The following is a 22,201-nucleotide window of genomic DNA, read 5'->3' as shown; positions in this document are numbered from 1 at the left end:
CCGGATCGGATTGGCCCGGGACGCCGCCCCCACTGCCCACTACCCTCGGCCACACAGTCGATCAGTCGATCAACGGAGAACCCGATGCACCCCGAACTCGCCGCCGACCTCGCGAGGTTGCCCGAGCTCCTGGAGGAGACCCGGCAGCAGGCCCTCGCCTTCCTCGACGGCCTCGACGAGCGGCCCGTCGTCCCGCAGCCGGCCCGGCCCGGCACCGGCGCCCCGGCGGCGCTCGCCGAGGCAGGCGGCGGCCTGCCCGCGGCGGGTGGCGGGTTGCCCGCGGCGCTCGCGGAGTTCACCGAGCGGTGGGAGCCGCGGCTGTCGGCGAGCGCCGGGCCGCGGTACTTCGGCTTCGTGACCGGTGGTGCGACCCCGGCGGCCCTGGCCGGCGACTGGCTGACCGCCACCGTCGACCAGAACTCCAACTCCTCGCTGGACCCGGCCGGTCAGCAGCTGGAGCGCGAGACGGTCGGCTGGCTGCGCGAGCTGCTCGGCCTGTCCCGGGCACACCACGGCACCTTCGTGAGCGGCGCGACCATGTCGAACACGGTCGGGCTGGCCATCGCCCGCGAGTGGCTGGGCGAGCGGCTCGGCGTGGACGTCGCCGAGGACGGGGTCGGCGCCCTGGGCCGCGTCCGTGTGCTGTCGGGCGGGGCGCACTCGTCCGTCTCCAAGGCGCTGTCGGTGCTGGGCCTGGGCCGGACGGCGCTGCGCGGTGTCCCCCTCCTGCCCGGCCGGGAGGCGGTGGACGTGGCCGCGCTGGAGCGGGTGCTGGCCGAGGCCGAAGGGCCGTGCGTCGTGGTGGCCAACGCCGGCACGGTCAACACCGTCGACTTCGACGATCTGCGGGCGATCGCGGACCTCCGCGAGCGGTACGGGTTCTGGCTGCACGTGGACGCCGCGTTCGGCGCCTTCGCCGCGCTGTCGCCGCAGCACGCGCACCTGGTGGCCGGCCTGGATCTCGCCGACTCGGTCTGCGTCGACCTGCACAAGTGGCTCAACGTGCCGTACGACAGCGCCGTCCAGTTCACCCGCCGCCCCGACCTGCAGGCCCGGGTGTTCCGGAACGCCGCCGCCTACCTCGGCCCTCCGCCGGCCTCCGGCCCGGGGTACCCCCATGGCGACCACCCCGACCTGGTCCACCTCACTCCGGAGAACTCGCACCGGCTGCGTGCCCTGGCCGCCTGGTTCACACTGCGCGCGTACGGCCGCTCCGGCCACCGGGAGGTCGTGGAGCGCAACGTCGCGGGCGCCCGCGCGCTCGGCGATGCGGTCGAGCGGATCGACGGGCTGTGCCTGCTCGCCCCGGTCCGGCTGAACGTCGTCTGCTTCACCCTGGCGACGGATCCCACGCCCGAGCGTCTCGCCGACCTCGCCGCCGAGGTGGCCGACGAGGCCTTCCTCACCCCCACCCGCTACGCCGACCGCCCCGCCCTGCGCGCGGCGTTCAGCAACTGGCGCACCACCGGGGCGGACGTCCGGCGGACGGCGGAGGCACTGGCCCGGGCCGTCGGGAAGCTCGCCCCCGACCCGAACCAGAGCTGACCGGAACCAGAGCCGACCGGAACAGGCCTGACCGGGCGGGCCGGGCGGGCCGGTGCCCCGGCTCAGCTCCGGTTGTGGTCTCCCGTCCCGCCGTCGATCAGCTCCCGCAGGATGTCCACGTGCCCGGCGTGCCGCGCGACCTCCGTCGTCATGTGGATCAGCACCCACCGCAGCGAGACGGTGTTGCCCGACCACGACGTCCCGAGGTCGTCCAGCGCGAGCTCCCGGATCGTCTCGTCCGCATCGGCCCGCGCCCGCGCGTAGAACTCCAGGATGTCGGCCGTCGACTCGTGCGGCTCCACCCGCATGTCGGACGTCTCGTCGGCGTCGATGTCGAACGGCAGCGGCCCGGTATCCCGGCCGAACGTCTCCCGGAACCAGCCGAGTTCGGCACCACCGAGGTGCTTCACCAGCCCCAGCAGGTTCGTCCCCGACGGCGTCATCGGCCGGCGCAGCTGCTCGTCGTCCAAGCCCTCCAGCTTCCACAGCACCGCATCGCGGTGCCGGTCCAGCGCCACGTGAAGGCTTTCCTTCTCCTCACCCGTGAAGGGCACTCGCTTGTCCATGATCGGACCGTACCAGCCGGCACCGACAACCCGGCTCCCCGATCACCGCCCCGGCGCGGGCCCCCGGCGCCGCCCCGGTCCGGCGGGGATCACGGGTGCGCCCCGTCCCCGTACACGCCGCCCGCCCGGTCGGTCAGGCCCGCCATGAACTCCGCGTGCGCGAGGTTCATGAACGGCAGCGGCCGCCATCGGCTGCGGTGGTCGGGGTGGTCGCGGAACCGGTCCGCCGTCTTGCACAGCCGCGCCCACCACAGGACGGCGTCCTGCCGCATCCGTTGCGTCCACCCGGGCTCATCGCCGCGGCCCTCCATCAGCACGTCCTCCCAGGCGCCGAGGACGTCCGACAGGAAGATGCAGTCGGACTTCGTGACGTCCGCCAGGCGCTGGGCGGCGTACCGGGCGTCGGTGCCCTCGGGTTGGGCCTCGACCAGTTCGCTCAGACGGGCGTTGAGGAAGGCCCGCAGCGGCGTGACGTCCTCGTAGTGGAGGTCGTCGGAGAACTCCAGCAGTTCAACGGGCCTGCGTTCGCGTGCCATCGTGCGGTGTCCCCTCGGTGTCGGGCGTCGTCAGGTGCTGTCGGGCGGCGCAGTCGTCGACGGTCCGTCACGGACCTCCGACGGAACGTCACACCCTTTCGCCCCGACCATAGCCCCGCGCCGACGGCCGTCGCACCGGATTCCCGAACCTCCCCGCCGGTCCGCGGCGCGTGCCATCATGAGCGCCGCCCGCGCAACACGCCCGGCACGCCTTGACCTTCACACCGGTGCGAAGGTCGATGATGCTGCCATGACCGCCACCCCGTTCGACCCGTACGCGCTCCTCGCGCAGAGCCGCCTCGGCATCCTCGCCACCATCAAGGCGGACGGCCGGCCCCAACTCTCCCCCGTCATGCCGTTCTACGACCGGGAGACGAACGCGATCCTGGTCTCCACCCGGGACGGGCTGGCCAAGACCGTCAACCTGCGCCGCGACCCCCGGGTCAGCCTGGAGGTGACCGGGCCGGACGGGAGGTCCTGGGCCACCGCCGAGGGGGTCGCCACCCTCACCGGCCCGGGCACCGACCCCGACGGGCCCGAGGTCGAGGCGCTGGTCCACTACTACCGCCGCGCCGCCGGCGAGCACCCCGACTGGAAGGAGTACCGCGAGGTGATGGTCGCCGACCGCCGGGTGCTGCTCACCATCCCGGTCGACCACGTGTACGGCACCCACCTCTGACCGGTCCGGACCGGCCACCGGACCAGCCACCGGACCAGCCACCAGCCCGGCGACGGGGGCGGCCCGGCGGCGGCGACAGGCCCGCCCCGGGCCGCGGCTCACCGCGGCGTCGCGGTGACCACCGTGGCGTCCAGGTCCTCGTGCCGGCTCTCCACCGCCGCCAGCCCGGCCGCCCGCGCCACCGCGAGGGCAGCCGCCACCTGCCGTTCACTGGTCTCGAACAGCAGCGCGCCGTCCGCCGCCAGCCACCGCGGTGCCTCCGCGACCACCCTGCGCAGCACGTCCAGGCCGTCCGCTCCCCCGTCGAGCGCTGGCCGGGCCTCGTGCAGTCGCGCCTCGGGCGGCAGCAGCGCGAGGTCGCCCGTCGGGACGTACGGGACGTTGGCGATCAGCACGTCCACCCGGCCGTGCAGCGTCGGGGGCAGGGCGGCGAACAGGTCGCCCCGGTGGACCAGCGCCCCGGTACCGGCCAGGTTGCGGCGGGCGCAGCGGACGGCGTCCGGGTCGATGTCCGCCGCGTACAGCTCGACCGGGTGCGCGGCCCCGGCCGCCACGGCGGCGCCCAGCGCACCGCTGCCGCAGCACAGGTCGAGCACCACCGCGCCGGGGCGCCGGGGCGGGCCGGTCAGCGCGGTGGCGGCGGCGGCCAGGAACTCGCTGCGCCGGCGCGGGACGAAGACACCCGGGTCGACGGCGATCCGCAGACCGGCGAACTCGGCCCAGCCGACGACGTGTTCGAGCGGACGGCCCTCGGCGCGGGCGCGGACCATGGCGGCCAGGTCGGCGGGCGAGGCGGCGGCCGAGAGCAGGACGCGTGCCTCGTCCTCGGCGAACACGCAACCGGCTGCGCGCAGTCGGGAGACCACCGAGGAACGGAGAGCGGTGGAGGAGAAGACCGGCAAGAGAACCCCTTCGGGGAAGACGGGAGGAGGGTGAACGGAGGAGAAGGACTCCGTCAGGGCTCCCGCCAGGGCCGACACCGTCGGCGCGCCATCGACGCTACACGCGCGCGGCGCCCGCTCGGCCGCGCTCCGGGAGCACCCGCTCGGACATTCCGGTAATGGGTCTCACCTCCCTGAGTCGCGGTCATACTCGGCACCGACCACCTTACCGCACGACCCGCCGAGGATGATCAAACGCTCTGCGGCCCTTGGCCCTTGCCGTCCCTCGTCCCGGCCCTTGCTGCCCCTCGGCGCGGCCCTGCCGCCGTTCCCGGTGCGGCCCCGCCGCCGTTCCCGGTGCCCGCCGTACACCGGGAACGGGCTTCCGCCCTGCGGCTCGCGACGCGGCTTGCGCGCCGCCGAGCGGGACCGCACTCCGGTCGGACACGACCGCGCTCCGGCCGGACCGGTCCGCGCGCCGGCCGCGCGCCGGTCAGACGGGCTGCGGCGCCGGCGGCCTGGTCCGGTATCCGTCGGCCATGCCCGGCGGCACCAGGCAGGGCAGCAACCAGTCCCAGAGGGCACCGACCCGGCGGGCGCGCTCCTCGGCGGGGCAGCCGTCGGCGAACACCACCTCCAGACCGCAGGCGGCCGTCACCACCAGGGTCTCCGGGCCGAGCCCGCCCGGGCGGTCGCGCAGTTCGCCGGCACGGCGGGCTCCGGCCAGCAGGTCCCGGACGACGCCGGCCCAGACGCTGTGGAAGCCGCGCACGCCCGCGAAGGCCTGCCGGGGATCCGCCGCCCCGGCCGCACCGGGCCGGCACCCTCCGGACCTGAGCCCTGCCGCTCCGGTCCCACCCGCGGAGGTCCCACCCGCTCCGGTCCCTCCCGCCGTGGACTCACCCGCCGCGGACTCACCCGCCGTGGACTCGCCCGCCGCGTGGTCCGTCTGCCAGCCGCCCGCGCGGCCGAGGCGGAACGCCGCCCGGACCACCGGGTCCGCCCCCAGGGCGTCCACCAGCCAGTACCCGGCGTCGATCAGCGCCTGGAGCGGGGAGTCGACGGCGCGCTGGTCGCCGCAGGCCGAACGCAGCGAACGCTCGGCCTGCTCGAAGACCGCTCTGGCCAGATCCTCCTTGGAGGCGAAGTGGAAGTAGAGCGCTCCCTTCGTCACCCCTGCGGCTGCGGCGATCTCACCGAGGGTGGCACCGGCGTAGCCACAGCGGTCGAACAGCCCCGCCCCCGCCTCCACCAGCCGCCCGCGCGTCCGTTCCGACCTCTCCTGGACCACTCGTCCCACAACCCCTCACGACGACAAGCACGTTCCGACCAGACCCCGGCGAACACCCCGGCGAACCCCGGCGAACACCCCGGCGAATCCCGGCGGGCGCCCTGGCGAACACCCCGGCGGGCGCCGGGTCCTCCGACCGACCTCTCAGCCGACCCGGCTGAGTCTTGCCGCCGCATCCGGCAACCCGGCGGCGGCGGCGACGGGTTCGCGCTCGGTCCGCCCCGCCGCGGCCGCCCGGTCCGACGCGGCGGGTCGCTCCGGCGCGGCGGTTCGCTCCGGCGCGGCAAGCAGGATGGAGCGCTGCAGACGGCGCAGTCCGACCGAGGGCTCCATGCCCAACTCCCGTACCAGGGTGTTCCGCAGGCGCTGGTAGGCCTCCAGGGCCTCGCCGCGCCGCCCGGAGCGGTGCAGGGCGATCATGTACTGGCCGTGCAGGCTCTCGTGGGTGCGGTAGCGGTCGACCAGGACGGTGAGCTCGGCGAGCAGCACTCGGTGCCGCCCGAGCCGCAGGTCCGCCTCGATCCGCTGGTCCAGCGCACAGAGCCGGGTCTCCTCCAACCGCTTGGCCTCGACGGCGAGTTGGCCGCCGACCGGGATGTCCGCGAAGGCCGGTCCGCGCCACAGCGCGAGCGCCTCGCCGAGCATCCGGGCGGCCAGCGGATGGTCCTCGCCGTCCATCGCCCGGTAGCCCGTGCCGGCCAGCCGCTCGAACTCCCGGACGTCCGTCAGCCCGCCGCCGCTGTTCAGCATGTAGCCGCCGGGCGAGGTCACCAGGACGTCCTTGGCGCAGGACACCCCCGCCGCCGGGCCGACCTGGGCGAGCGCCCGGTCGATCAGGTCGCGCAGCTGGAGGACGTACGTCTGCACGGTGGTGCGCGCACTGCGCGGCGGACGGCCGGACCACAGCTCGTCGGCCAGCACCCCCGCCGGCACCACCTGGTCCGCACGGAGCGCCAGGACTCCCAGCACCTGGCGCGGCTTCGGTGCCGACGGCACCACCGACACCCCGCACACCCGGACGTCCAACGCCCCGAGCACCCGGATTTCCACGATGACCACCCCAATCACACGGAACGCCGCAGGCTCTTCCGCCGCGGCCGGCACCCGGGTCGACAGCCCAGGGGGCAACTGTCACCAGTGAAAAACAGGACGCGCGGTTTGTCAATACAAAACCGAACGTGCTGTTTGTTTTCGACGGAACGCCACCCGCCCACCCGGCGGAGCCGTTCCACCACCCTCCGTGGCGGCCGCGGGGCAAGACAAAGGCGGCGCAGGACCCCCGCATCCCGCCACCGCCACCGTCACCGCCACCGCGCCCTCGCGCGCCCACCTCCCGTGGACGGGAGGTCGGTTGATCCCGCGTCAGCCCACGCCGACCCCCGCCTGCTCCCCGACCGGCACTCCGCCGCCCCCGTCCCCGCCACCCTCGCCCCCGCCGTCTTCCGGCGTACGGGCGGCAGCGATCTCGGCGACCACCTGGGCGCCCCGGTCCGGCCCCATCCGCAGCGAACCGAGCACGCCCGGCACCGCGATGCTCGGCATCAGGTGCTGGAACAGCCCGGACACCCGAAGCTCCAGGTCAGCGCGCCCGGAGAGCTTCTGGGACTGGATCTGAACCCCCGTCCACGCGGCGATGACCAGCCACGCGGTGTCCGCCGCGACGACGTGCGGCAGCAGCTCGCCGCGCTCGCCGGCCGTGAGCAGCAGCGCCTCCATCCGGTCGATCCACCCGGGGATTGCTCCCCCGCCGAGGTCGTCGAACACGTCCTGCCCGAGCGAGAGCCGGGCACCCGCGCTCAGCAGCGGGTCACGCGGCATCAGATGCGCCACGACCATCCCGGTGTCCACGAACTCCTGGAGCTTGCACGTCCGTTCGGGAACACCGTCCTGGGAGAACTGCTCCTCGACCACACCCTGGGCGAGATCCCGCTTCGACGCGAAATGGAAATAGACCGCACCGCGCGTCACCCCGGCCCGGGACACCACCTCTCCGATGGTCGCCCCCTCGTACCCGAACTCGTCGAAGACCGATGCCGCCGCCTCCAGGATCAGCCGACGCGTCCGGAGCGCCCGCTCCTGCCGTACCACCGCAACCACCCCGCCCTGAGATCCCGGAAAACAAAACCAAACACCCCGTATCTTAGCTACGCCCCACCCGCAACCGACAAGACGATGTCGGACAATCCCCCAACCACTCGCTCTTCCCCACAGCCCACCGAGCCCCGCCCGACGGTCCGTCACCACGCACCCCGCCTGCCACTGCAGCGCGACTTCCCCGGAGAAATCATTTCGCTCACAAAAACCGAACGATTGGTTTCCTTTGGACACAGCCTGCCTTCCCGCGAGGGTGTCACTGCGCAACCACCGCCCCCAAGTTCGGCGTCGTACGGGCGAGTCGACCGTGCGATCGAAACGGTCGGAACACGGGGGAAACGTGAAGCTCGGCTTGCGGCGGCACCGTGCCGCCCTCACGACCGCCACCGGACTGGCACTCGCCGCCGTGGCCTCCTGCAGCGGCGCCCCGCCGGCCGGCCCCGGCGCCACCGCCACCATCCCGCCGAGCGCGGTCCGACTGCTGCTCGCACAGGAGGTCGCGGCCGGCCTGGAACGCATCCGTGCCGCGACCGACAACCCGCCCGGGGAGCAGTGGGGACACTACCGGGACGAGGGCGGCACGATCTGGTACTTCTGGCCCCTCCCCGACGGACGGTTCTGCCACGGCAAGGAGTTCCGGATCGACGAACAGGACATCCGGGAGGTCGGCTGCACGAGCGCGCCCCTCCCGGACGACGGCACGCCCGCCGTGCAGGCCCTGCACGGCCCGGCAAGTGTGGACGGCGGCCGGTGGGTGAGCTTCCTCTACGCGGACCAGGAGGAGGTCCAGGACGTCGCCTGCGGCGACCGGCACTTCGCCGTCCGGACCGTCGCCCGCTTCCCCGGCGCCCACGGCCCGCGCACCGTCTACGCCGTCAGCACCCCGTGGGCCGCGCTGGGCGTCCTGCGGGCCCTGGTCCGCCACGCGGACGGCACCGTCGTCCCCGACCGGGCGCAGTTCCCGGACGGGAAGGCGTCGGCGCACGTCTCCGGCGAGCGCGTCTGCGAGTGAGACGGCCGGGGCCGCCGTGTCACGACCGGGCCGACGGCGGGCTCTCCGGCTCCACCGCGACGGCTCACCCCAGCGCCTCCTCCCTGACCGGGGCCGGGTTCGGAATCACCGCGCCGGCTTGGCACAGCGGTGCGATGCCGGTTCGAGCGGCTTTCGGCCCGGCCCGGCGTCAGGTCGCCCAGGGCAGCCGCAGTGCCTCCAACTCGGCGTCGCCCAGCAGGGCTTCGATGAGGGCAGGCGGTCCGGCGACCTTGGTGGCCCAGAGGTCGTAGTCGGTGCACAGCACCCAGGAGCGGTCGGCGGCCCAGAGGTTGGAGGGGCTGTGGTCCGCGTCGTCGGTGTCGTAGAGGAGTTCGGCGTCGCCGAGGCGGCCCTCGCGCACGTGGTGCTCCTCGAAGTCGACGGCCGCCATCATCAGCGGGTTGTAGTAGGCCAGGCAACGGGTGTCCGGTCCGGCCGGACTGTACTCGGTGAGGACGGCGATCAGGCGGTTCCAGGTCTCCCGGTCGAGGCTCCCCTCGGTGGGCGGGACGATCCCGAGCGGCCAGCTGCCGTCCTTCCTCGCGGACGGGAAGCAGTGGAGGCAGGGCAGCCGCCCCTCGGGCACGACCGGGTCGCCGGTCCGCTCGGCGAGCTCGGCCCAGCGCAGCCGCCGCCAGCCCGGTCCGGGGTGCTCTGCGCGGCCGAGGTCACCGCCCGTGACCACGCCCACGACGTCGAGGTCGACGCCCACGAGGACGAGGGGCTGCGCACTCCCGTCCGCCAGCAGGGCCAGGCGGTGCTCCTGGTGCGAGAGCTCGCCCGGCCCCTGCTCGTGCTCGTACATGGCGTTGAGCACCCAGGCGGCGTCGGGCATCGCCGGCGGCATGAACCCGAGCACGCCGTCGCCGCACAGCTCCGTCAGCCAGTCGGCCGCACGGGAGGGCGCGAGCGGCCACCGGCCGCGCAGCGGGTCGGTCGACGGTTCGGGTTCCTGAGGCATCCGACCATGATCCCACAGCGGTGCATCAGGGCCGCCGGGCGAGCGGTGCGGTCCTCGCGGTGGAGCATTCGCAACCGGGCGGTTGAATACGCAGACGGGGCGGCGTAGCGTTGTTCTCAACCAATCGGTTGAGGAAGAGCAGGAGTGCATGGTGGCTGTCGACCAGCTGTCCCGGGCGTTCGTGGCCCTGGCGGATCCGACGCGGCGCGACATCGTGGCCCGACTGTCGGTCCGGGACGCGACCGTCGGCGAGTTGGCCGAGTCCTACGCGATGTCCATGCAGGCCGTCTCCAAGCACCTGAAGGTGCTGGAGGAGGCCGGACTGGTGAGTCGCAGCCGGGACGGGCAGCGACGGCCGTGCCACCTGGAGCCGCAGGTGTTCGACTTGATGACGAGCTGGATCGAGCGGTACCGGCGCCAGGCCGAGGAGCGCTTCGGCCGCCTGGACGCCCTCCTCGCGGAGATGGCGGACGACGGTGCCCGCACCGAGCCCACCGGCTCCACCGACGGCAACCACGAAGAGGACCGACCCCAGCAGAGCGAAGGAGCCCCGTCATGACCTCCACCACCGGCCCCGAGACCCGCATCGAGGCGGACCCGCAGCTGCCCACCATCCGGATCGTCCGCGAGTTCGACGCCCCGCAGGAGCGGGTGTTCCGGGCCTGGATCGAGCCCGAGCTGGTCGCCCAGTGGCTCGGCCCGAAGGACCTCGAGATGAAGATCGACACCTGGGAGGCCCGGACGGGCGGGCACTACCGCTACACGATGCACCGCGACGGCCGGGAGATCGCCGCCTTCTACGGCTCCTTCCACGAGGTCCGGCCGACCGCCCGGCTCGTCCAGACCTTCACGTTCGAGGGCGTGCCGGACGGCGTCTCACTGGACACCGCCACCTTCGAGCCCGCCGGGGAGGGCCGCACCCGCGTCACCGTGCTGTCGGTGGTCGACAACCTGGTGGCCCGGGACGCCATCCTGGCCAGCGGCATGGAGCACGGCGTGGTCGAGGGCTACCGACAGCTGGACGCCCTGCTCGCCGCGGGGCTCGCCACGAGCTGACCGACCGACAGGCGGGCCGACGTACTGCCGTGATCGCCCGGGCCGCCCGGCTCCCCCACTCCCGGGGCCGCCGGGCCGCCGGGGCCCCAGACCCCCGGGCCCCCGGACTCCCGGGTGATCAGGGCAGCACAGCCACCGCCTCCACCTCCACCAGCTGGTCGTGGTACCCCAGCACCGACACGCCGAGCAGGGTGCTGGGCGCATCGTGCTCCCCCATGTAGGCGCGGTAGACGTCCCACACCTTCACCAGGTCCGCCTGGTCGCCGGAGGCCACGTACACGGTCGTCCGGGCGATGTCGGTGAGGCCGGCGCCCGCGTCCTCCAGCACGGTCATCAGGTTGCGCATCACCTGGTGGGCCTGCGCCTCGTAGTCCCCGACGGCGACCGTCCGGCCCTCCTCGTCGAGCGGGCAGGCCCCGGCCAGCCACAACGAGCGCGCCGGGGCGTCGACCACCGCGCCGTAGGCGTAGTCGACGGCCTGCGTCAGACGCGTGCTGCGGATCAGTTTGACGGCGCTGCTCATGAGGTCCTCCAACGGCCCGACCGAACGTTCGCGCCCATCGTTGGCCCCACTTGAACGACCGTCAAACGATTTACGGCCCGACTTCCCGCCGTAGCAAGGCCGGTGCGCCCACGATTCACCGGTGCGGGTGATGGCGGGCGACCTCACCGGAACGCGATCCTGGTGTCCACACGCATGCCTCCACCCGCAACCGCCGCCCGGGAGCCGCCTCATGGAACCCCAACCGTCCGACCGCGACCAGGAAGCCGGCGTCGGACGGCGCCACGTGCTCGGCCTCGCTCTCGGGGCCGGCCTCGTCCCGGCGCTGGCGCCGCCGCTCGCCGCGGCGGCGCACGCGACATCCGCCGCACCGCCGGTACGGGACACCGAGCCCGTCGGCGCGCTGGGCCTGCGGGTCGCCGCGGTGGCCGCCGCCCAGCTCGGGGTGCCGTACGCCTGGGGCGGCGGCGACCGCCTCGGCGCGAGCCTCGGCTTCTGCGACGAGGAGAACGGCTACCTCAACGGCGTGTGCCTGGGCGAGAAGACGGTGGGCTTCGACTGCAGCGGCCTCTCGCTCTACTGCTGGTACCGGGGCAGCGACGGCGCCGTCGAGCTGGGGCACTACACCATCGCCCAGTTCAACCGCAGCGCCCCGGTGGAGCGCGACGCGCTCGCCCCGGGCGACCTGCTGTTCTTCTCCCGCCCCGACGCGCCCCTGCACCACGTCGGGATCCACGTCGGGGACGGCGCGATGATCCACGCCGAGCGCACCGGGACGCTGGTCGCCCGCGTCGAGCACGTGCTCGACGTCCCGCGCTGGGCTGGCGAGTTCGCCGGCGCCCGCCGCCCCGGGCCGCCCGCCGGCTGACCCACCGACCGGCGACTGACCGGCCGACCGGCCGCCGCACGGACGCCCCCGGTCACGGACCGGTGCGGCGCTCCCCCGTTCCCCGGTGGACCCGGAGCAGCAGCGACTGCAGCACCTGCCGCTCCCCCGCGTCCAGCGGCGCCAGCACCTCGTCCTGCACCGCCCGCGCCTGCCCGTCGAGTTCGGCGAGCAGCGCCCGCCCGGCGTCGGTGATCGAGACCGAGACCCGCCGCCGGTCGGCGCGGTCCCGGGCGCGCTCGACGTACCCGGCGGCGGCGAGTTGGTCGGCGACCTTGGCCAGGTCGCTCGGGTCGAGGCCCAGCCGCCTTACCAGGTCCCGCTGGGCCTGCGGACCGAAGTCGACGAGCGAGGCGAGCACCGCCATGTCCCAGAGCCGCAGGCCGCGTTCGGCCAGCCGCTCCGCGAGCCGGGCACGGGCCGTCTTGCCGACCCGGGAGAGCAGATAGGTGCTCAGATCCAGCAGGGTCGGGGGCAGTTCGAACCCTGGGAGGTCGGGCGAGGGCTTCTCGGGCTCAGGAAGCGCGGACGCGGTGGGTGGGTTCTCGGAGGCCATGGCGCCAGTCTAGGGTCCATCCCTATAGTGGGTCCCGACCCACTAATATCGAGCCCGAGTCGCTCTCAGCCGACCTGAACCGGCCCGAGCCGGACCTGAACCGACCCGAGCCGACCGAACCCAGGAGTTCGCCCGTGGACGCCCTGTACCCCCGCCTGCTCGTCACCCGTTTCGCCGACTGCTTCGCCTTCTACCGCGCGGTCCTGCCGCCGCTCACCGGCGCCGCCCTGGTCAAGGGCGCCCCCGAGGGCCCGTACGCCAACTGGGACGTCGCCGACCAGGCCGTCCTGGTGCTCTTCGACCGTTCCATGATGGCCGCCACCCTTGGCACCACCGAGCTGCCCGCCCACCCCGCCGCACCCGCGCAGGACTCCGCGATGCTGGTCCTCCGGGTGGACGACGTGGACGCCGCCGTCGACCTCTGCCTGCGCCACGGCGGCACCCTGGCCGTCAAGGCGACCGACCGACCGGAGTGGGGACCGAACCTCCGCAGCGCCCATCTGCGGGACCCGGACGGCCACCTGATCGAGCTTCAGTCCTACTAGATGACCGGTTGCGGCCTCGGTCCGCGGTACGTTCGGCGGCCAGGTCTGCCACCACCGGGCCGCGCGGGCCAGGGTACGGGCTACCCCAGGAGCCGCCGGCCGGTCGACTTCCGCGGACGGCGCACGACGACGCGGCCGAAGCTCTTCTTGCCGACCAGCTCCACGCGCAGCCTGACCGGCACGTCGGGGCCCGGCGCCTGGCGGTCCCTGACCCTGCTGTGCTCCAGAGCCAGGCCGTCGGCATCGACCACCATGCCCGGCGCGACGATCAGCGTCAGGGTCTTGCCCCGCATGTCCAGGGCGATCTGAACGGTGTCCTGCGTGATCACCGCCTGCGTGAAGTCCAGTGTCACCTTGCAGAAATCCGCGGACAGCTCCAGCCGTCGCGGCACCACCCAGCGCCCCGACCGCTCGATCGTGCTGAACCGCTGATCGATCCGGACCACGTCCTTGACCTCGGCCAGGGTCCCGGCGCCCGGGACCGACACGGCCGGCAGGTCGACGGTGAGTTCGGCCAGCTCGCCGACCGTCCGCGCCGACAGGGCCGCTTCCACCCGCTCGTCCAGTTCGTCGGCGGTCAGCCGGCCGTCGCCCGCCGCGACCTGCAGCAGGTCGACCACCCGGTCCCGGTCCGCGTGAGAGGCGCGCATCGCGGGCCGCGAACCGTGCCCGGAGTGCGTTCCGGCGGGCTTGACGATCGACTTTGCGGTGGGCTTCCCGATGGGCGAGCTCTCTCCCGGCATGCATCCCGTCCTGAGCTTGACGAAGGGCTATCGCGCGATGGGTCGGCGTGTGCGAACGGGAACACGATATATCGCGATACCCGTTCTCGCCAGGGCCGGCCGGCGAGCGGCCCGAGGGCATCGGAGCCGGGCCGCAGGGGCCATCGGGCCACCACCGGCGCCGCGCCCCGACCTGCGACCATGGGCCCCTCGGCGGATCGACCGCCGACCTGCCGACCCGACGACCGGCCCGCGACCACCGACCCGCGACCACCGACCGGCCGGCCACCGGCATTTCGAGCAGGGGGATCGCATGGAGCTACGGCAGCTGCGCTGCTTCGTCGCCGTGGCCGAGGAACTGCACTTCGGCCGGGCCGCCGAGAAGCTGCTGCTCGGCCAGCCCGCCGTGAGCCAGCAGGTCCGGCGCCTGGAACGGGAGTTGAAGGTCGAGCTGTTCGACCGCTCGCCCCGGCACGTCCGGCTGACCCAGGCCGGCGAGCGCTTCCTGCCCGCCGCGAGGGACGTCCTGGCCGCCGAGGACGCCGCCCGCGCCCTCGCCGCCGATCTGGCCGCACCGGCCGTCCTCCGGCTCGGCACCATCACCGGGCTCGGCGAGAGGCTCGACCTGATCCTGGACACCTACCAGCGGCGGGCCCCCGAGGTGCGCGTCGAACTCCACTCCGCCCCGGTACGGGAACGGCTCGCCCGACTGGCGGCCGGCCGCCTCGACGCCGCGTTCGTGCGCGGTGCCATCGCCGACAGGAGCCCCGACCTCCGCTTCCTGCCCGTCTGGCAGGACGAGTTGGTGCTCGCGCTGCCCGCCCGGCACGCCCTCGCCGACCGGCCCGAGGTCGACCTCGCGGACCTCGCCGACCTGCCGCTGCGGCTCACCGAACGCCGCAACAACCCGGCTCTGGTGGACCTGGTGACGGACGCCTGCGCCCGGGCCGGCTTCCGGCCGGCCCTCGGCCCGGCCCACGACGGCACCCTGCAGGACACCCTGGCCTCGATCGGCACCGGCACCCCGATGTGGACGGTGGTGTACGCCGCCAACGCCCGGATGACGAACGCCCACCGGATCGCCTTCCGCCCCTGCCGCACCCCACTCGCCGTACCGACCTCGATCGCCGTACGGCGCACCGCCCCGCTCCCCCGACTCCTCCTGGAAGCCTGCCGACGGACCACTCCGACCTGGGACGATCAGGATTCGTGATCGCTGCCGGAGCGATTCGGGTCTGGGTGCCGACGGCCCGATCGGGTGGACTGTTCCCAGCCGGAGAAACCGGCAGGAGAACCCCGCCGGAAGGCCCGGCGGGAACACCCGGTCAGGAGCCGAACATGCCGATCGTCACCATTCAGCAGGGCCCGCGCGAGGTCGAGCAGAAGCGCGAGCTGGTCGAGAGGATCACCGAGGCCTTCGTGGCGACCCTGGAGGTGCCCGCCGAGAGCGTGTCCGTGTGGATCCAGGAGTACCCGGCGGAGAACTGGGGCGCCGCCGGCCGGCTCACCGCGGACCGGTAGCCCGCCGGGAGCCGACTGCCGGGCATCTCCCGGCGGTCGGCGGCCGAGCGGGACGGCCGTCTCGCGGGACAGCGGTCGAAGCCGGTCGGCGGTCGAGCCGGACGGGGACGGATGGGCCGGCGGGCCCGTCCTGCTACTCCTTCACCACCAGCAGCGCGCGGTCGGCCGGTTGCTCCGCCGTGCGGGTCAGGCCGTCGGCCCGGGCGAGCGCGTCGGCGAGGGTGTCCGGCGAGCAGGCCCGCCCGACGACCGGCGAGGCCACGTCCGCACCCGGGACGTGCCCGAGCACGGCGGCACAGTACCGGACGTCGGGGACGGGCAGCGGGCGGAGTTGGGCCGAGCCGGCCGGGGTGGCGGCGACGGCCGCGGCGAGGGCGAGACAGCCGGTGAGGGCGGGGGCGGCGAGCCTGCGCGGGATGCGCATGGGAGACCTCCGGTGCGGATGGGGACAGCGGCAGCCGTGGACTCGGCCGCCGCGCCCATTCGACGGGCGGCCGCCGCCCGCGGCCCGGCCGACACACCGCGAGCCGCACTAGTCGTACGTTTGCCACGGCCTGACGGGCTCCGCGTCCTCGTCGGCCCACTCACCGCGCGGAGCTCACCCGCACGGTGCCGCCCTCCCACAGCTCGGCGCCGCAGGCCGCGACCAGCGCGCCGATCCGCGCCCACGCCTCCTCCGCCGGCAGCGGCTCCAGCCGCCGACCGTCCCGCAGCCGCAGCGCGACCCGGTCGTCCACGACCTCCTTGGCGCCGATCACCGCCTGGTACGGCACCAGCCGCGCCTCCCGGATCCGGGCGCCGAGGCTGCCGTTCTCGGGCCCGGCGACCTCGGCCCGCAGTCCGAGGTCGAGGCAGCGCTGTCGGAGCCGTTCGGCCTGCGGGAGTTCGGCGTCGGAGATCGGCAGCAGCACGACCTGGACGGGCGCCAGCCAGGCCGGGAACGCGCCGCCGCACAGCTCGATCAGGTGGGCGACCACGCGTTCCACGCTGCCGATCACACTGCGGTGGACCATCACCGGGCGGCGCTTGGCGCCGTCCGGGCCGATGTAGTGCAGGTTGAACCGCTCGGGCTGGTGGAAGTCGATCTGGACGGTGGAGAGGGTGAACTCCCGCCCGGCGCCGTCGGCGATCTGCACGTCGATCTTCGGCCCGTAGAACGCGGCCTCGCCCTCCGCCGCCACGAACGGCACCCCGGCACGCTCCAGCACGTCGGCGAGCAGCGCGGTGGCACGCTCCCAAAGCACAGGATCGGCAACGTACTTGCCGCCGGCGCCGGGCAGCGAGAGGCGGTAGCGGACCGGCACGATGCCGAGCGCCCGGTGCGCCTCGCGGATCAACTCCAGTGCGGCGACGGCCTCGTCGGCGGCCTGCTCCGGGGTGCAGAACACATGGGCGTCGTTCAGCTGGATCGCCCGGACCCTGGTCAGCCCGCCCAGCACCCCGGACGGCTCGGAGCGGTACATGCCGCCCAACTCGGCCATCCGCAGTGGGAGTTCCCGGTAGCTGTGGGAGCGGGAGCGGTAGATCAGGGCATGGTGCGGGCAGAGGCTGGGCCGCAGCACCACTTCCTCCGAGCCCAGCTCCATGGGTGGGAACATGTCCTCGCGGTAGTGCGCCCAGTGACCGGAGATCTCGTACAGCTCGCGCTTGCCGAGCACCGGGGAGTATACGTGGCGGTAGCCGGCCCGGCGCTCGCGGCCGCGGATGAACTCCTCCAGGGTGTGCCGGATCGCGGCGCCGTCGGGCAGCCAGTACGGCAGGCCGGAGCCCATCAGCGGGTCGGTGTCGAACAGGTCGAGCTCACGGCCGAGCTTGCGGTGGTCGTGCGCCGGGTTGCCGTGCGCAGGGCTGGCGTGTGCGAGGTCGGCGTGTACCAGGTCGGCGTGTGCGGGGTGCGCGTTCATGGCGGTGGTCTCCACTCTGGGGCTGCGGGCGAGTGGAGCCGGGAACGACGAAGCCCCGGGGCACTCGCCCCGGGGCTTCGGACTAGGTCAGCAGTCAGCGCGCCGGGACTCTCTCCGGCGTCGTCGTGACGAGTGCAGCGCGCTTCATGTCATCCACCGTAGCAGGCCGGTGGCCGAGCGCAAGATCTTTTCCGGCGGCTCCGACGGGCGGCCCCGCTCAGTGGAGGACGACGCACCCGCGCCCGGCGAGCGCGTCCAGCACCCGCGCCGACGGCTGTACGTCGTTCCACCGCAGGTCCAGCTTCTCCAGCGCGGGCAGCACGGGCATCCCGGGCGGCACGGACGACCCGGGCGCCGCGGTCGACCCCGGCAGCGCGCCCGGTTCCGTCAGCCAACGCGGCAGTTCGGTGATCCGGTTGCCGCGCAGGTCGAGGCGGCGCAGCAGCGGCAGCCCGGCGAGCGCGGCCGGGATCTCGGTGAGGGCGTTCTCCCGCAGCTCCAGCTCGCGCAGCTCGGTGAGCCCGGCCACGGAGTCCGGCAGGGCGGTCAACTCGTTGCCCCTGAGCCAGAGTTCACGCAGCGCGCCGAGCCTGCCGACGGTCTCGGGCAGGGTGCCGAGCCGGTTGTGCTGCGCGCGGAGCTCGACCAGGGAGGCCATCTCGCCGATGGCGGAGGGGAGTTCGGTGAGCCGGTTCTCGCCGACGTTGAGGTAGCGCAGTGCAGTGAGCCGACCGAGGGTGTCCGGCAGGGCGGTCAGCGCGTTGTCGTGCAGGTAGAGGAAGTCGCCGAGAGCGGTGAGGTCCCCCAGCTCCGCGGGCAGCGCGGTGAGCGCGTTGTGCCCGAGGTCGAGGGTGCGCAGCGCGGTCAACCGCCCGATCTCCGAGGGGAGTTCGGAGATCCCGGTGTCGGCGAGGATGAGCACCGTCAGGTCGCTGCGGTCCCACAGCCCGTCGGGCACCCGGTCGAGCTGCTGCTTCCAGAGGTTGAGCGTCGTGTCTGTCACACCGGTCATTCTCCGCCACCGGGAGCCGGATCCGTCGGGGCCCCGCCCGGTACGGGGGTGCCCCACCCGGGCCGGGCTCACCGGGTGCCGCAGAAGGCCTGCTCCAGGAAGCCGTACCCCGCCACCGCCTGCGCCTGGAGTTGGGTCTCGTCGCCGCGCGGGGTGACGGACATCGCGACCTGCCGGTCCCCCGAGTTCCACAGCTGCGAGCTGTAGCCGGCCACCCCGCCGTCGTGCCCGTAGACGACCCCGCAGGACAGCTGCCACCGGGCCAGCCCCAGCCCGTAACTCAGGCCCGTGGGTTGGCCGTCGACCTCGATCGGGATCGTCGTGGTCATCTCCTTCATGAGCTGGGGCGGGAGCAGCCGACCGCCGGTCAGGGCCTGCTCGAATCGGTTCAGGTCGCCCAGGGTGGAGATGAGTTCGCCCGCCGAGTTCGCCCAGGAGACGCTCGCCACGGTCACGTCCCGCTCGCTGCGGTCCGCCGGGCCGGGGCCCTCGACGAGCGTCAGGTAGCCGTGTGCGTGCGGGCCGCGGATGTCGGTGGCCGTCCCCGGGAAGTACGTCCCGGTCAGGCCGAGCGGGCGCAGGAGGCGCGTGGTGATCTCCTGGGCGTAGCCGTGCCCGGTGACCCGCTCGATGATCATGCCGAGCAGGGTGTAGTTGACGTTGGAGTAGCCCCACGAGGTGCCCGGCGGGAAGGCCGGCGCGTGCGCCACCGAGGCCGCGACCACCTGCGCCGGGGTGATCGTCCGGGTCAGGCCGCCCTGGTCGAGCCAGTTCCGGACGGCCGCCGGGTCGGTCGGGTCGGGGAAGAGCCCGCCCTTCTCGTTGGTCGGGTCCCACAGGCCGGAGCTGTGGTTGAGCAGCCGGCGCACGGTGATGTGCGCGCCGCCGGGGACCACGCCCGGCAGGTGGCGCTCGACCGGGTCGTCCAGGCCGATCCGGCCCTCCGCCACCAGCTGGAGCACGGTGGTGGCGGTGAACATTTTGGTGACGCTGCCGGCCCGGAACCGCCCGTCGGTGCGGACCGGCGCGCCGCTGGCCAGGTCGGAGACGCCCGATCCGCCGCGCCAGACCCCGTTCCGGTCCCTGACCTCGGCGATCGCGGAGACCGCGCCCGCCCCGGTCACCGCCCGCAGCGCCGCCGCCCGCCGGTCGGCGGTCTCCCGGCCTCCGCCGCCGTTCCGCTGCCCGTCGACCTGCTGCCCGTCGACCTGCCGCTCGCCGGTCCGCTGCCCGCCGGCCGGCTCGGCGGCACCCGCCGAGGCGACCGGCGCGGCCAGCGCCAGACAGACCGTCGCCACCAGCGCGGAAACCGTACGCCGCGCCGCCCGACCCCCACGCCGTGCCGAGCGCCCCCCACCCTGTGCCATTGCGTCCCCACCCTCGCTCGCGGCGAGCACTCCCTCGCCCTCGACACGAAGCCTCGCCGCCGCCCTGACGGTCCGTCATCCTCCGCCGGGAGGAACCGGTCGTACACCCGCCTCAGGAGGAACTACGCCGAAAGACGGAGGCACCGGCTGCGGCTGCGGCTGAGACTGCGGCTGCAACGGCGACGGCCGGCGGCTGCGATCGATCTCCGGATCGTCGGCTACCGCGCCGGGGCCGGGCGGACCGGGTGCTTGCTCATGATGGAGACCCGGTTGAACGAGTTGATGGTGATCGCCACCCACACCACCGCCGAGATCTCCGCCTCGCTCAGCACCTCGCGCGCAACGCCGTACGCGGCCTCCTGCACGACCGCGTCCGCCGGGCTGGTGGTCGCCTCGGCCAGGGCGAGCGCGGCACGCTCCCGCGCGTCGAACACCTCGGTGTCGCGCCACGCCGGGAGCACGCCCAGCCGCTGGGTCGTCTCGCCCTCGCGCAGCGCGGCCCTGGTGTGGACGTTCAGGCAGTAGGCGCAGCCGTTGATCTGCGACACCCGCAGGTTGACGAGTTCCACCAGTCGACGGTCCAGCCCGGCCTCCGCCGCCACCTCGCGCGCCGCCTCGGCGGCCGCGACCAGCGCCTTGTACGCCTGCGGGCTCTGCTTGTCGATGAACACCCGCCGGTCCGTCGGGACCACCGTCACGTCACTCACCTGAACTCCTTGGGCTGATCATTGTCACCCGTCACTCTGCCATGGCATGATAGTTGAATCTAGAACTACTTGCACCTGGGAGGGACCCCGACCGTGAGCACCACCGCGACCGACCTCATCGACCCGCACGCCGCCGACCCGCGGGTCGAGGTGCTGCCCCCGCGGGACGTCCCGCTCGGCGGTCCGCGCGCGATGACGGTGCGTCGGACGCTGCCGCAGCGCTCCCGCACCCTGATCGGCGCCTGGTGCTTCGTCGACCACTACGGCCCCGACGACGTCGCGAACACCGGCGGCATGGACGTCGCCCCGCACCCGCACACCGGCCTGCAGACCGTCAGCTGGCTGTTCACCGGCGAGATCGAGCACCGGGACAGCCTCGGCATCCACGCGTACGTCCGACCCGGCGAGGTGAACCTGATGACCTCCGGCCACGGCATCGCCCACTCCGAGGTCTCCACCCCGGCCACCACCACCCTGCACGGCGTCCAGCTGTGGGTCGCCCTGCCCGAGGAGCACCGGCACACCGGCCGCGCCTTCCACCACCACGCGCCCGCCCCGGTCACCCTGGACGGCGGCGAGGCCCGGGTCTTCCTCGGCTCCCTCGCCGGAGACACCTCCCCCGTCCCCACCTTCACCCCCCTGCTCGGCGCCGAGATCACCCTGCGCCCGCACGCCACCGTCACCCTCGACGTCGACCCCGCCTTCGAGCACGGCCTCCTGATCGACCGCGGCGAGGTCCGCTTCGCCGGCACCCCCCTGCACCCCGCCGACCTCGGCTACCTCGCCCCCGGCGCCACCACCGTCACCCTCACCAACACCGGCGACACCGACGCCCGGACCGTCCTGCTCGGCGGCGCGCCCTTCGAGGAGCAGATCGTCATGTGGTGGAACTTCATCGGGCGGTCTCACGAGGACATCGTCCGGGCCCGCGAGGAGTGGCAGGCCGCCGCCGACCGCTACGGCGCCGTCGACGGCTACCCCGGCGACCGCCTCCCGGCCCCCGAGCTCCCCGGCCTCCCCCTCAAGCCCCGCGGAAACGTGCGCTGACCTGGGTGTTTGCCAATCGTGGGTGCGGCGGCCGGGTCCGCCGCACCCACGAGCCGGAGTCCCCTGTGCCACCGGAGCGGCGCGGGCCGGAGAAGACAGTCACCATGCCGTCCGTCTCCCACCGACGATCTCACCGATCCGGCTGACTGGCCCGACCTCGCCCGCACGACCAGCGCCCGGGAGCAGATCGCTCCCCTCGTCCTGGGGCACGGGAGCAACGTGATCGCGGCGGACGCCGGCCACCCCGGCACCGTCGTGGTCGTGAGGACCCGCGGCATCACCTCGACGAAGCTCGACGACACCGCGGTGGCCGTCACCGTGCAGGCCGGACACCCGCTCACCGACCTCGTCCAGTGGGCCGCTGCCGAGCGACTGGCCGGTCTCGAGTGCCCGGCCGGCATACCCCCGGCACCGTCGGTGCGGCCCCGGTCCAGAAACCTGGGCAGTGTGGCTATTTGCTGTCCCTCGCGCCTCGTCCACTTCACCGATAGCGTCCAACACCACGGCGCGGACGAAGAAGCCGCCGATGCTGTCGGTCTTCCGTCAGGGGGCGCGGGCAATGTCCACTGGTGGGTCTTGGCCGTGGATCGGACCTCGACATCGTGCTACCCCCGATTTTCGTCCAAGGGTTGTCCCGTAACTGATCTTTGGCAGCACGAGAGTGGTTGGCCGGGATCGCATTTCAGGTTCCCTTTGGGGAGGGGCTGACCTCGGTTCACCCCTGCGACCGCACGACACGGCAGCGGGCAGCAGGTGCCTCCTTCCGACAACGTGCGGACCTCCCGACCTG

Annotated in this window: 26 protein-coding genes; 11 read left to right on the top strand and 15 right to left on the bottom strand. The window is 73.7% G+C overall.

Translation table 11 applies throughout. The features are described from left to right. Positions 1 to 84 precede the first annotated feature (84 nt). On the top strand, positions 85 to 1,545 hold the full coding sequence (locus ABTY56_RS02445; protein WP_350625667.1) for a pyridoxal phosphate-dependent decarboxylase family protein: 1,461 nt from the start codon (positions 85 to 87) through the stop codon (positions 1,543 to 1,545). Positions 1,546 to 1,607: 62 nt separating this feature from the next. On the opposite strand, the gene ABTY56_RS02440 is transcribed toward ABTY56_RS02445, so the two are convergent. Together ABTY56_RS02440 and ABTY56_RS02435 are read right to left on the bottom strand one after the other, a co-directional pair. After that, positions 1,608 to 2,111, bottom strand: a complete 504-nt coding sequence (locus ABTY56_RS02440; RefSeq protein ID WP_350625665.1) for a DinB family protein — start codon at positions 2,109 to 2,111, stop codon at positions 1,608 to 1,610. 89 nt (positions 2,112 to 2,200) lie between these two features. Then, positions 2,201 to 2,647 carry a hypothetical protein gene (locus ABTY56_RS02435; protein WP_350625663.1) on the bottom strand — a complete coding sequence of 149 codons (447 nt, stop codon included), beginning with the start codon at positions 2,645 to 2,647 and terminating at the stop codon, positions 2,201 to 2,203. 250 nt (positions 2,648 to 2,897) lie between these two features. Here ABTY56_RS02435 and ABTY56_RS02430 point away from each other — a divergent pair, with 250 nt between their 5' ends. Continuing rightward, positions 2,898 to 3,326, top strand: a complete 429-nt coding sequence (locus ABTY56_RS02430) for a PPOX class F420-dependent oxidoreductase (RefSeq protein WP_350625661.1) — start codon at positions 2,898 to 2,900, stop codon at positions 3,324 to 3,326. Positions 3,327 to 3,424: 98 nt separating this feature from the next. Here the strand turns inward: ABTY56_RS02430 and ABTY56_RS02425 are convergent, their stop codons facing one another. From ABTY56_RS02425 to ABTY56_RS02410, 4 genes are all read right to left on the bottom strand, one after another. Continuing rightward, positions 3,425 to 4,228, bottom strand: coding sequence for a putative protein N(5)-glutamine methyltransferase (locus tag ABTY56_RS02425; RefSeq protein WP_350625659.1), 804 nt, complete (start codon positions 4,226 to 4,228; stop codon positions 3,425 to 3,427). 472 nt (positions 4,229 to 4,700) lie between these two features. Beyond that, a complete protein-coding gene (locus ABTY56_RS02420) occupies positions 4,701 to 5,498 on the bottom strand; it encodes a TetR family transcriptional regulator (RefSeq protein WP_350625657.1) in 798 nt (265 codons plus the stop codon). Between the two features lie 144 nt (positions 5,499 to 5,642). After that, positions 5,643 to 6,548: an AfsR/SARP family transcriptional regulator gene (locus ABTY56_RS02415; RefSeq protein ID WP_350625655.1), complete on the bottom strand. Its 906-nt coding sequence runs from the start codon at positions 6,546 to 6,548 to the stop codon at positions 5,643 to 5,645. Between the two features lie 312 nt (positions 6,549 to 6,860). Further along, positions 6,861 to 7,586: a ScbR family autoregulator-binding transcription factor gene (locus ABTY56_RS02410; RefSeq protein WP_350625653.1), complete on the bottom strand. Its 726-nt coding sequence runs from the start codon at positions 7,584 to 7,586 to the stop codon at positions 6,861 to 6,863. Between the two features lie 346 nt (positions 7,587 to 7,932). On the opposite strand from ABTY56_RS02410, the gene ABTY56_RS02405 reads away from it, so the two are divergent. Then, the gene (locus tag ABTY56_RS02405; protein WP_350625651.1) at positions 7,933 to 8,604 is read left to right on the top strand and encodes a hypothetical protein; all 672 of its coding nucleotides are present in this window, start codon (positions 7,933 to 7,935) and stop codon (positions 8,602 to 8,604) included. 169 nt (positions 8,605 to 8,773) lie between these two features. Here ABTY56_RS02405 and ABTY56_RS02400 read toward each other — a convergent pair whose 3' ends face one another. Beyond that, positions 8,774 to 9,586, bottom strand: coding sequence for a hypothetical protein (locus tag ABTY56_RS02400; RefSeq protein ID WP_350625649.1), 813 nt, complete (start codon positions 9,584 to 9,586; stop codon positions 8,774 to 8,776). Positions 9,587 to 9,734: 148 nt separating this feature from the next. Between ABTY56_RS02400 and ABTY56_RS02395 the strand changes: the two genes are divergently transcribed. After that, entirely contained in the window at positions 9,735 to 10,145 is a 411-nt protein-coding gene (locus ABTY56_RS02395; protein ID WP_350625647.1) for an ArsR/SmtB family transcription factor, read from the top strand. Next, complete coding sequence (locus tag ABTY56_RS02390) at positions 10,142 to 10,642, top strand: SRPBCC family protein (RefSeq protein WP_350625645.1); 501 nt, start codon at positions 10,142 to 10,144, stop codon at positions 10,640 to 10,642. Before ABTY56_RS02395 ends, ABTY56_RS02390 begins: the two co-directional genes overlap by 4 nt. A 118-nt stretch (positions 10,643 to 10,760) precedes the next feature. Here ABTY56_RS02390 and ABTY56_RS02385 read toward each other — a convergent pair whose 3' ends face one another. Beyond that, positions 10,761 to 11,165: a RidA family protein gene (locus ABTY56_RS02385; RefSeq protein ID WP_350625643.1), complete on the bottom strand. Its 405-nt coding sequence runs from the start codon at positions 11,163 to 11,165 to the stop codon at positions 10,761 to 10,763. Positions 11,166 to 11,376: 211 nt separating this feature from the next. Between ABTY56_RS02385 and ABTY56_RS02380 the strand changes: the two genes are divergently transcribed. Continuing rightward, the gene (locus ABTY56_RS02380) at positions 11,377 to 12,012 is read left to right on the top strand and encodes a C40 family peptidase (RefSeq protein WP_350625641.1); all 636 of its coding nucleotides are present in this window, start codon (positions 11,377 to 11,379) and stop codon (positions 12,010 to 12,012) included. 52 nt (positions 12,013 to 12,064) lie between these two features. Here ABTY56_RS02380 and ABTY56_RS02375 read toward each other — a convergent pair whose 3' ends face one another. Next, complete coding sequence (locus ABTY56_RS02375; RefSeq protein ID WP_350625639.1) at positions 12,065 to 12,586, bottom strand: MarR family winged helix-turn-helix transcriptional regulator; 522 nt, start codon at positions 12,584 to 12,586, stop codon at positions 12,065 to 12,067. 134 nt (positions 12,587 to 12,720) lie between these two features. Here ABTY56_RS02375 and ABTY56_RS02370 point away from each other — a divergent pair, with 134 nt between their 5' ends. Further along, positions 12,721 to 13,131 carry a VOC family protein gene (locus ABTY56_RS02370; RefSeq protein ID WP_350625637.1) on the top strand — a complete coding sequence of 137 codons (411 nt, stop codon included), beginning with the start codon at positions 12,721 to 12,723 and terminating at the stop codon, positions 13,129 to 13,131. 80 nt (positions 13,132 to 13,211) lie between these two features. Here ABTY56_RS02370 and ABTY56_RS02365 read toward each other — a convergent pair whose 3' ends face one another. Beyond that, positions 13,212 to 13,781: a DUF1707 SHOCT-like domain-containing protein gene (locus ABTY56_RS02365; RefSeq protein ID WP_350625635.1), complete on the bottom strand. Its 570-nt coding sequence runs from the start codon at positions 13,779 to 13,781 to the stop codon at positions 13,212 to 13,214. Between the two features lie 385 nt (positions 13,782 to 14,166). Between ABTY56_RS02365 and ABTY56_RS02360 the strand changes: the two genes are divergently transcribed. Then, a complete protein-coding gene (locus tag ABTY56_RS02360; protein WP_350625633.1) occupies positions 14,167 to 15,066 on the top strand; it encodes a LysR family transcriptional regulator in 900 nt (299 codons plus the stop codon). Positions 15,067 to 15,191: 125 nt separating this feature from the next. Further along, a complete protein-coding gene (dmpI, locus tag ABTY56_RS02355) occupies positions 15,192 to 15,374 on the top strand; it encodes a 4-oxalocrotonate tautomerase DmpI (protein WP_350625631.1) in 183 nt (60 codons plus the stop codon). 133 nt (positions 15,375 to 15,507) lie between these two features. On the opposite strand, the gene ABTY56_RS02350 is transcribed toward dmpI, so the two are convergent. The 5 genes from ABTY56_RS02350 to ABTY56_RS02330 all read right to left on the bottom strand — a co-directional run bounded on the left by ABTY56_RS02350 (position 15,508) and on the right by ABTY56_RS02330 (position 20,364). Further along, positions 15,508 to 15,798 carry a hypothetical protein gene (locus ABTY56_RS02350; RefSeq protein WP_350625629.1) on the bottom strand — a complete coding sequence of 97 codons (291 nt, stop codon included), beginning with the start codon at positions 15,796 to 15,798 and terminating at the stop codon, positions 15,508 to 15,510. Between the two features lie 160 nt (positions 15,799 to 15,958). Further along, on the bottom strand, positions 15,959 to 17,278 hold the full coding sequence (thrS, locus tag ABTY56_RS02345; protein ID WP_350625627.1) for a threonine--tRNA ligase: 1,320 nt from the start codon (positions 17,276 to 17,278) through the stop codon (positions 15,959 to 15,961). Between the two features lie 217 nt (positions 17,279 to 17,495). Then, the gene (locus tag ABTY56_RS02340; RefSeq protein WP_350625625.1) at positions 17,496 to 18,290 is read right to left on the bottom strand and encodes a leucine-rich repeat domain-containing protein; all 795 of its coding nucleotides are present in this window, start codon (positions 18,288 to 18,290) and stop codon (positions 17,496 to 17,498) included. A 68-nt stretch (positions 18,291 to 18,358) separates the two neighbouring features. Next, complete coding sequence (locus tag ABTY56_RS02335) at positions 18,359 to 19,588, bottom strand: serine hydrolase domain-containing protein (RefSeq protein WP_350625623.1); 1,230 nt, start codon at positions 19,586 to 19,588, stop codon at positions 18,359 to 18,361. Positions 19,589 to 19,875: 287 nt separating this feature from the next. Beyond that, positions 19,876 to 20,364 carry a carboxymuconolactone decarboxylase family protein gene (locus tag ABTY56_RS02330; RefSeq protein WP_350625621.1) on the bottom strand — a complete coding sequence of 163 codons (489 nt, stop codon included), beginning with the start codon at positions 20,362 to 20,364 and terminating at the stop codon, positions 19,876 to 19,878. Between the two features lie 93 nt (positions 20,365 to 20,457). On the opposite strand from ABTY56_RS02330, the gene ABTY56_RS02325 reads away from it, so the two are divergent. After that, a complete protein-coding gene (locus ABTY56_RS02325; RefSeq protein ID WP_350625619.1) occupies positions 20,458 to 21,411 on the top strand; it encodes a pirin family protein in 954 nt (317 codons plus the stop codon). 18 nt (positions 21,412 to 21,429) lie between these two features. Then, positions 21,430 to 22,119 (top strand): FAD-binding protein, encoded by a 690-nt coding sequence (locus tag ABTY56_RS02320; RefSeq protein WP_350625617.1) that lies wholly within the window; start codon positions 21,430 to 21,432, stop codon positions 22,117 to 22,119. Positions 22,120 to 22,201 lie beyond the last annotated feature (82 nt).

Origin of the sequence: Kitasatospora sp. NPDC097691 (genome assembly GCF_040302665.1) — a bacterium.
GTDB lineage: Bacteria > Actinomycetota > Actinomycetes > Streptomycetales > Streptomycetaceae > Kitasatospora.
This window is presented reverse-complemented; position numbering and strand designations above follow the sequence as displayed.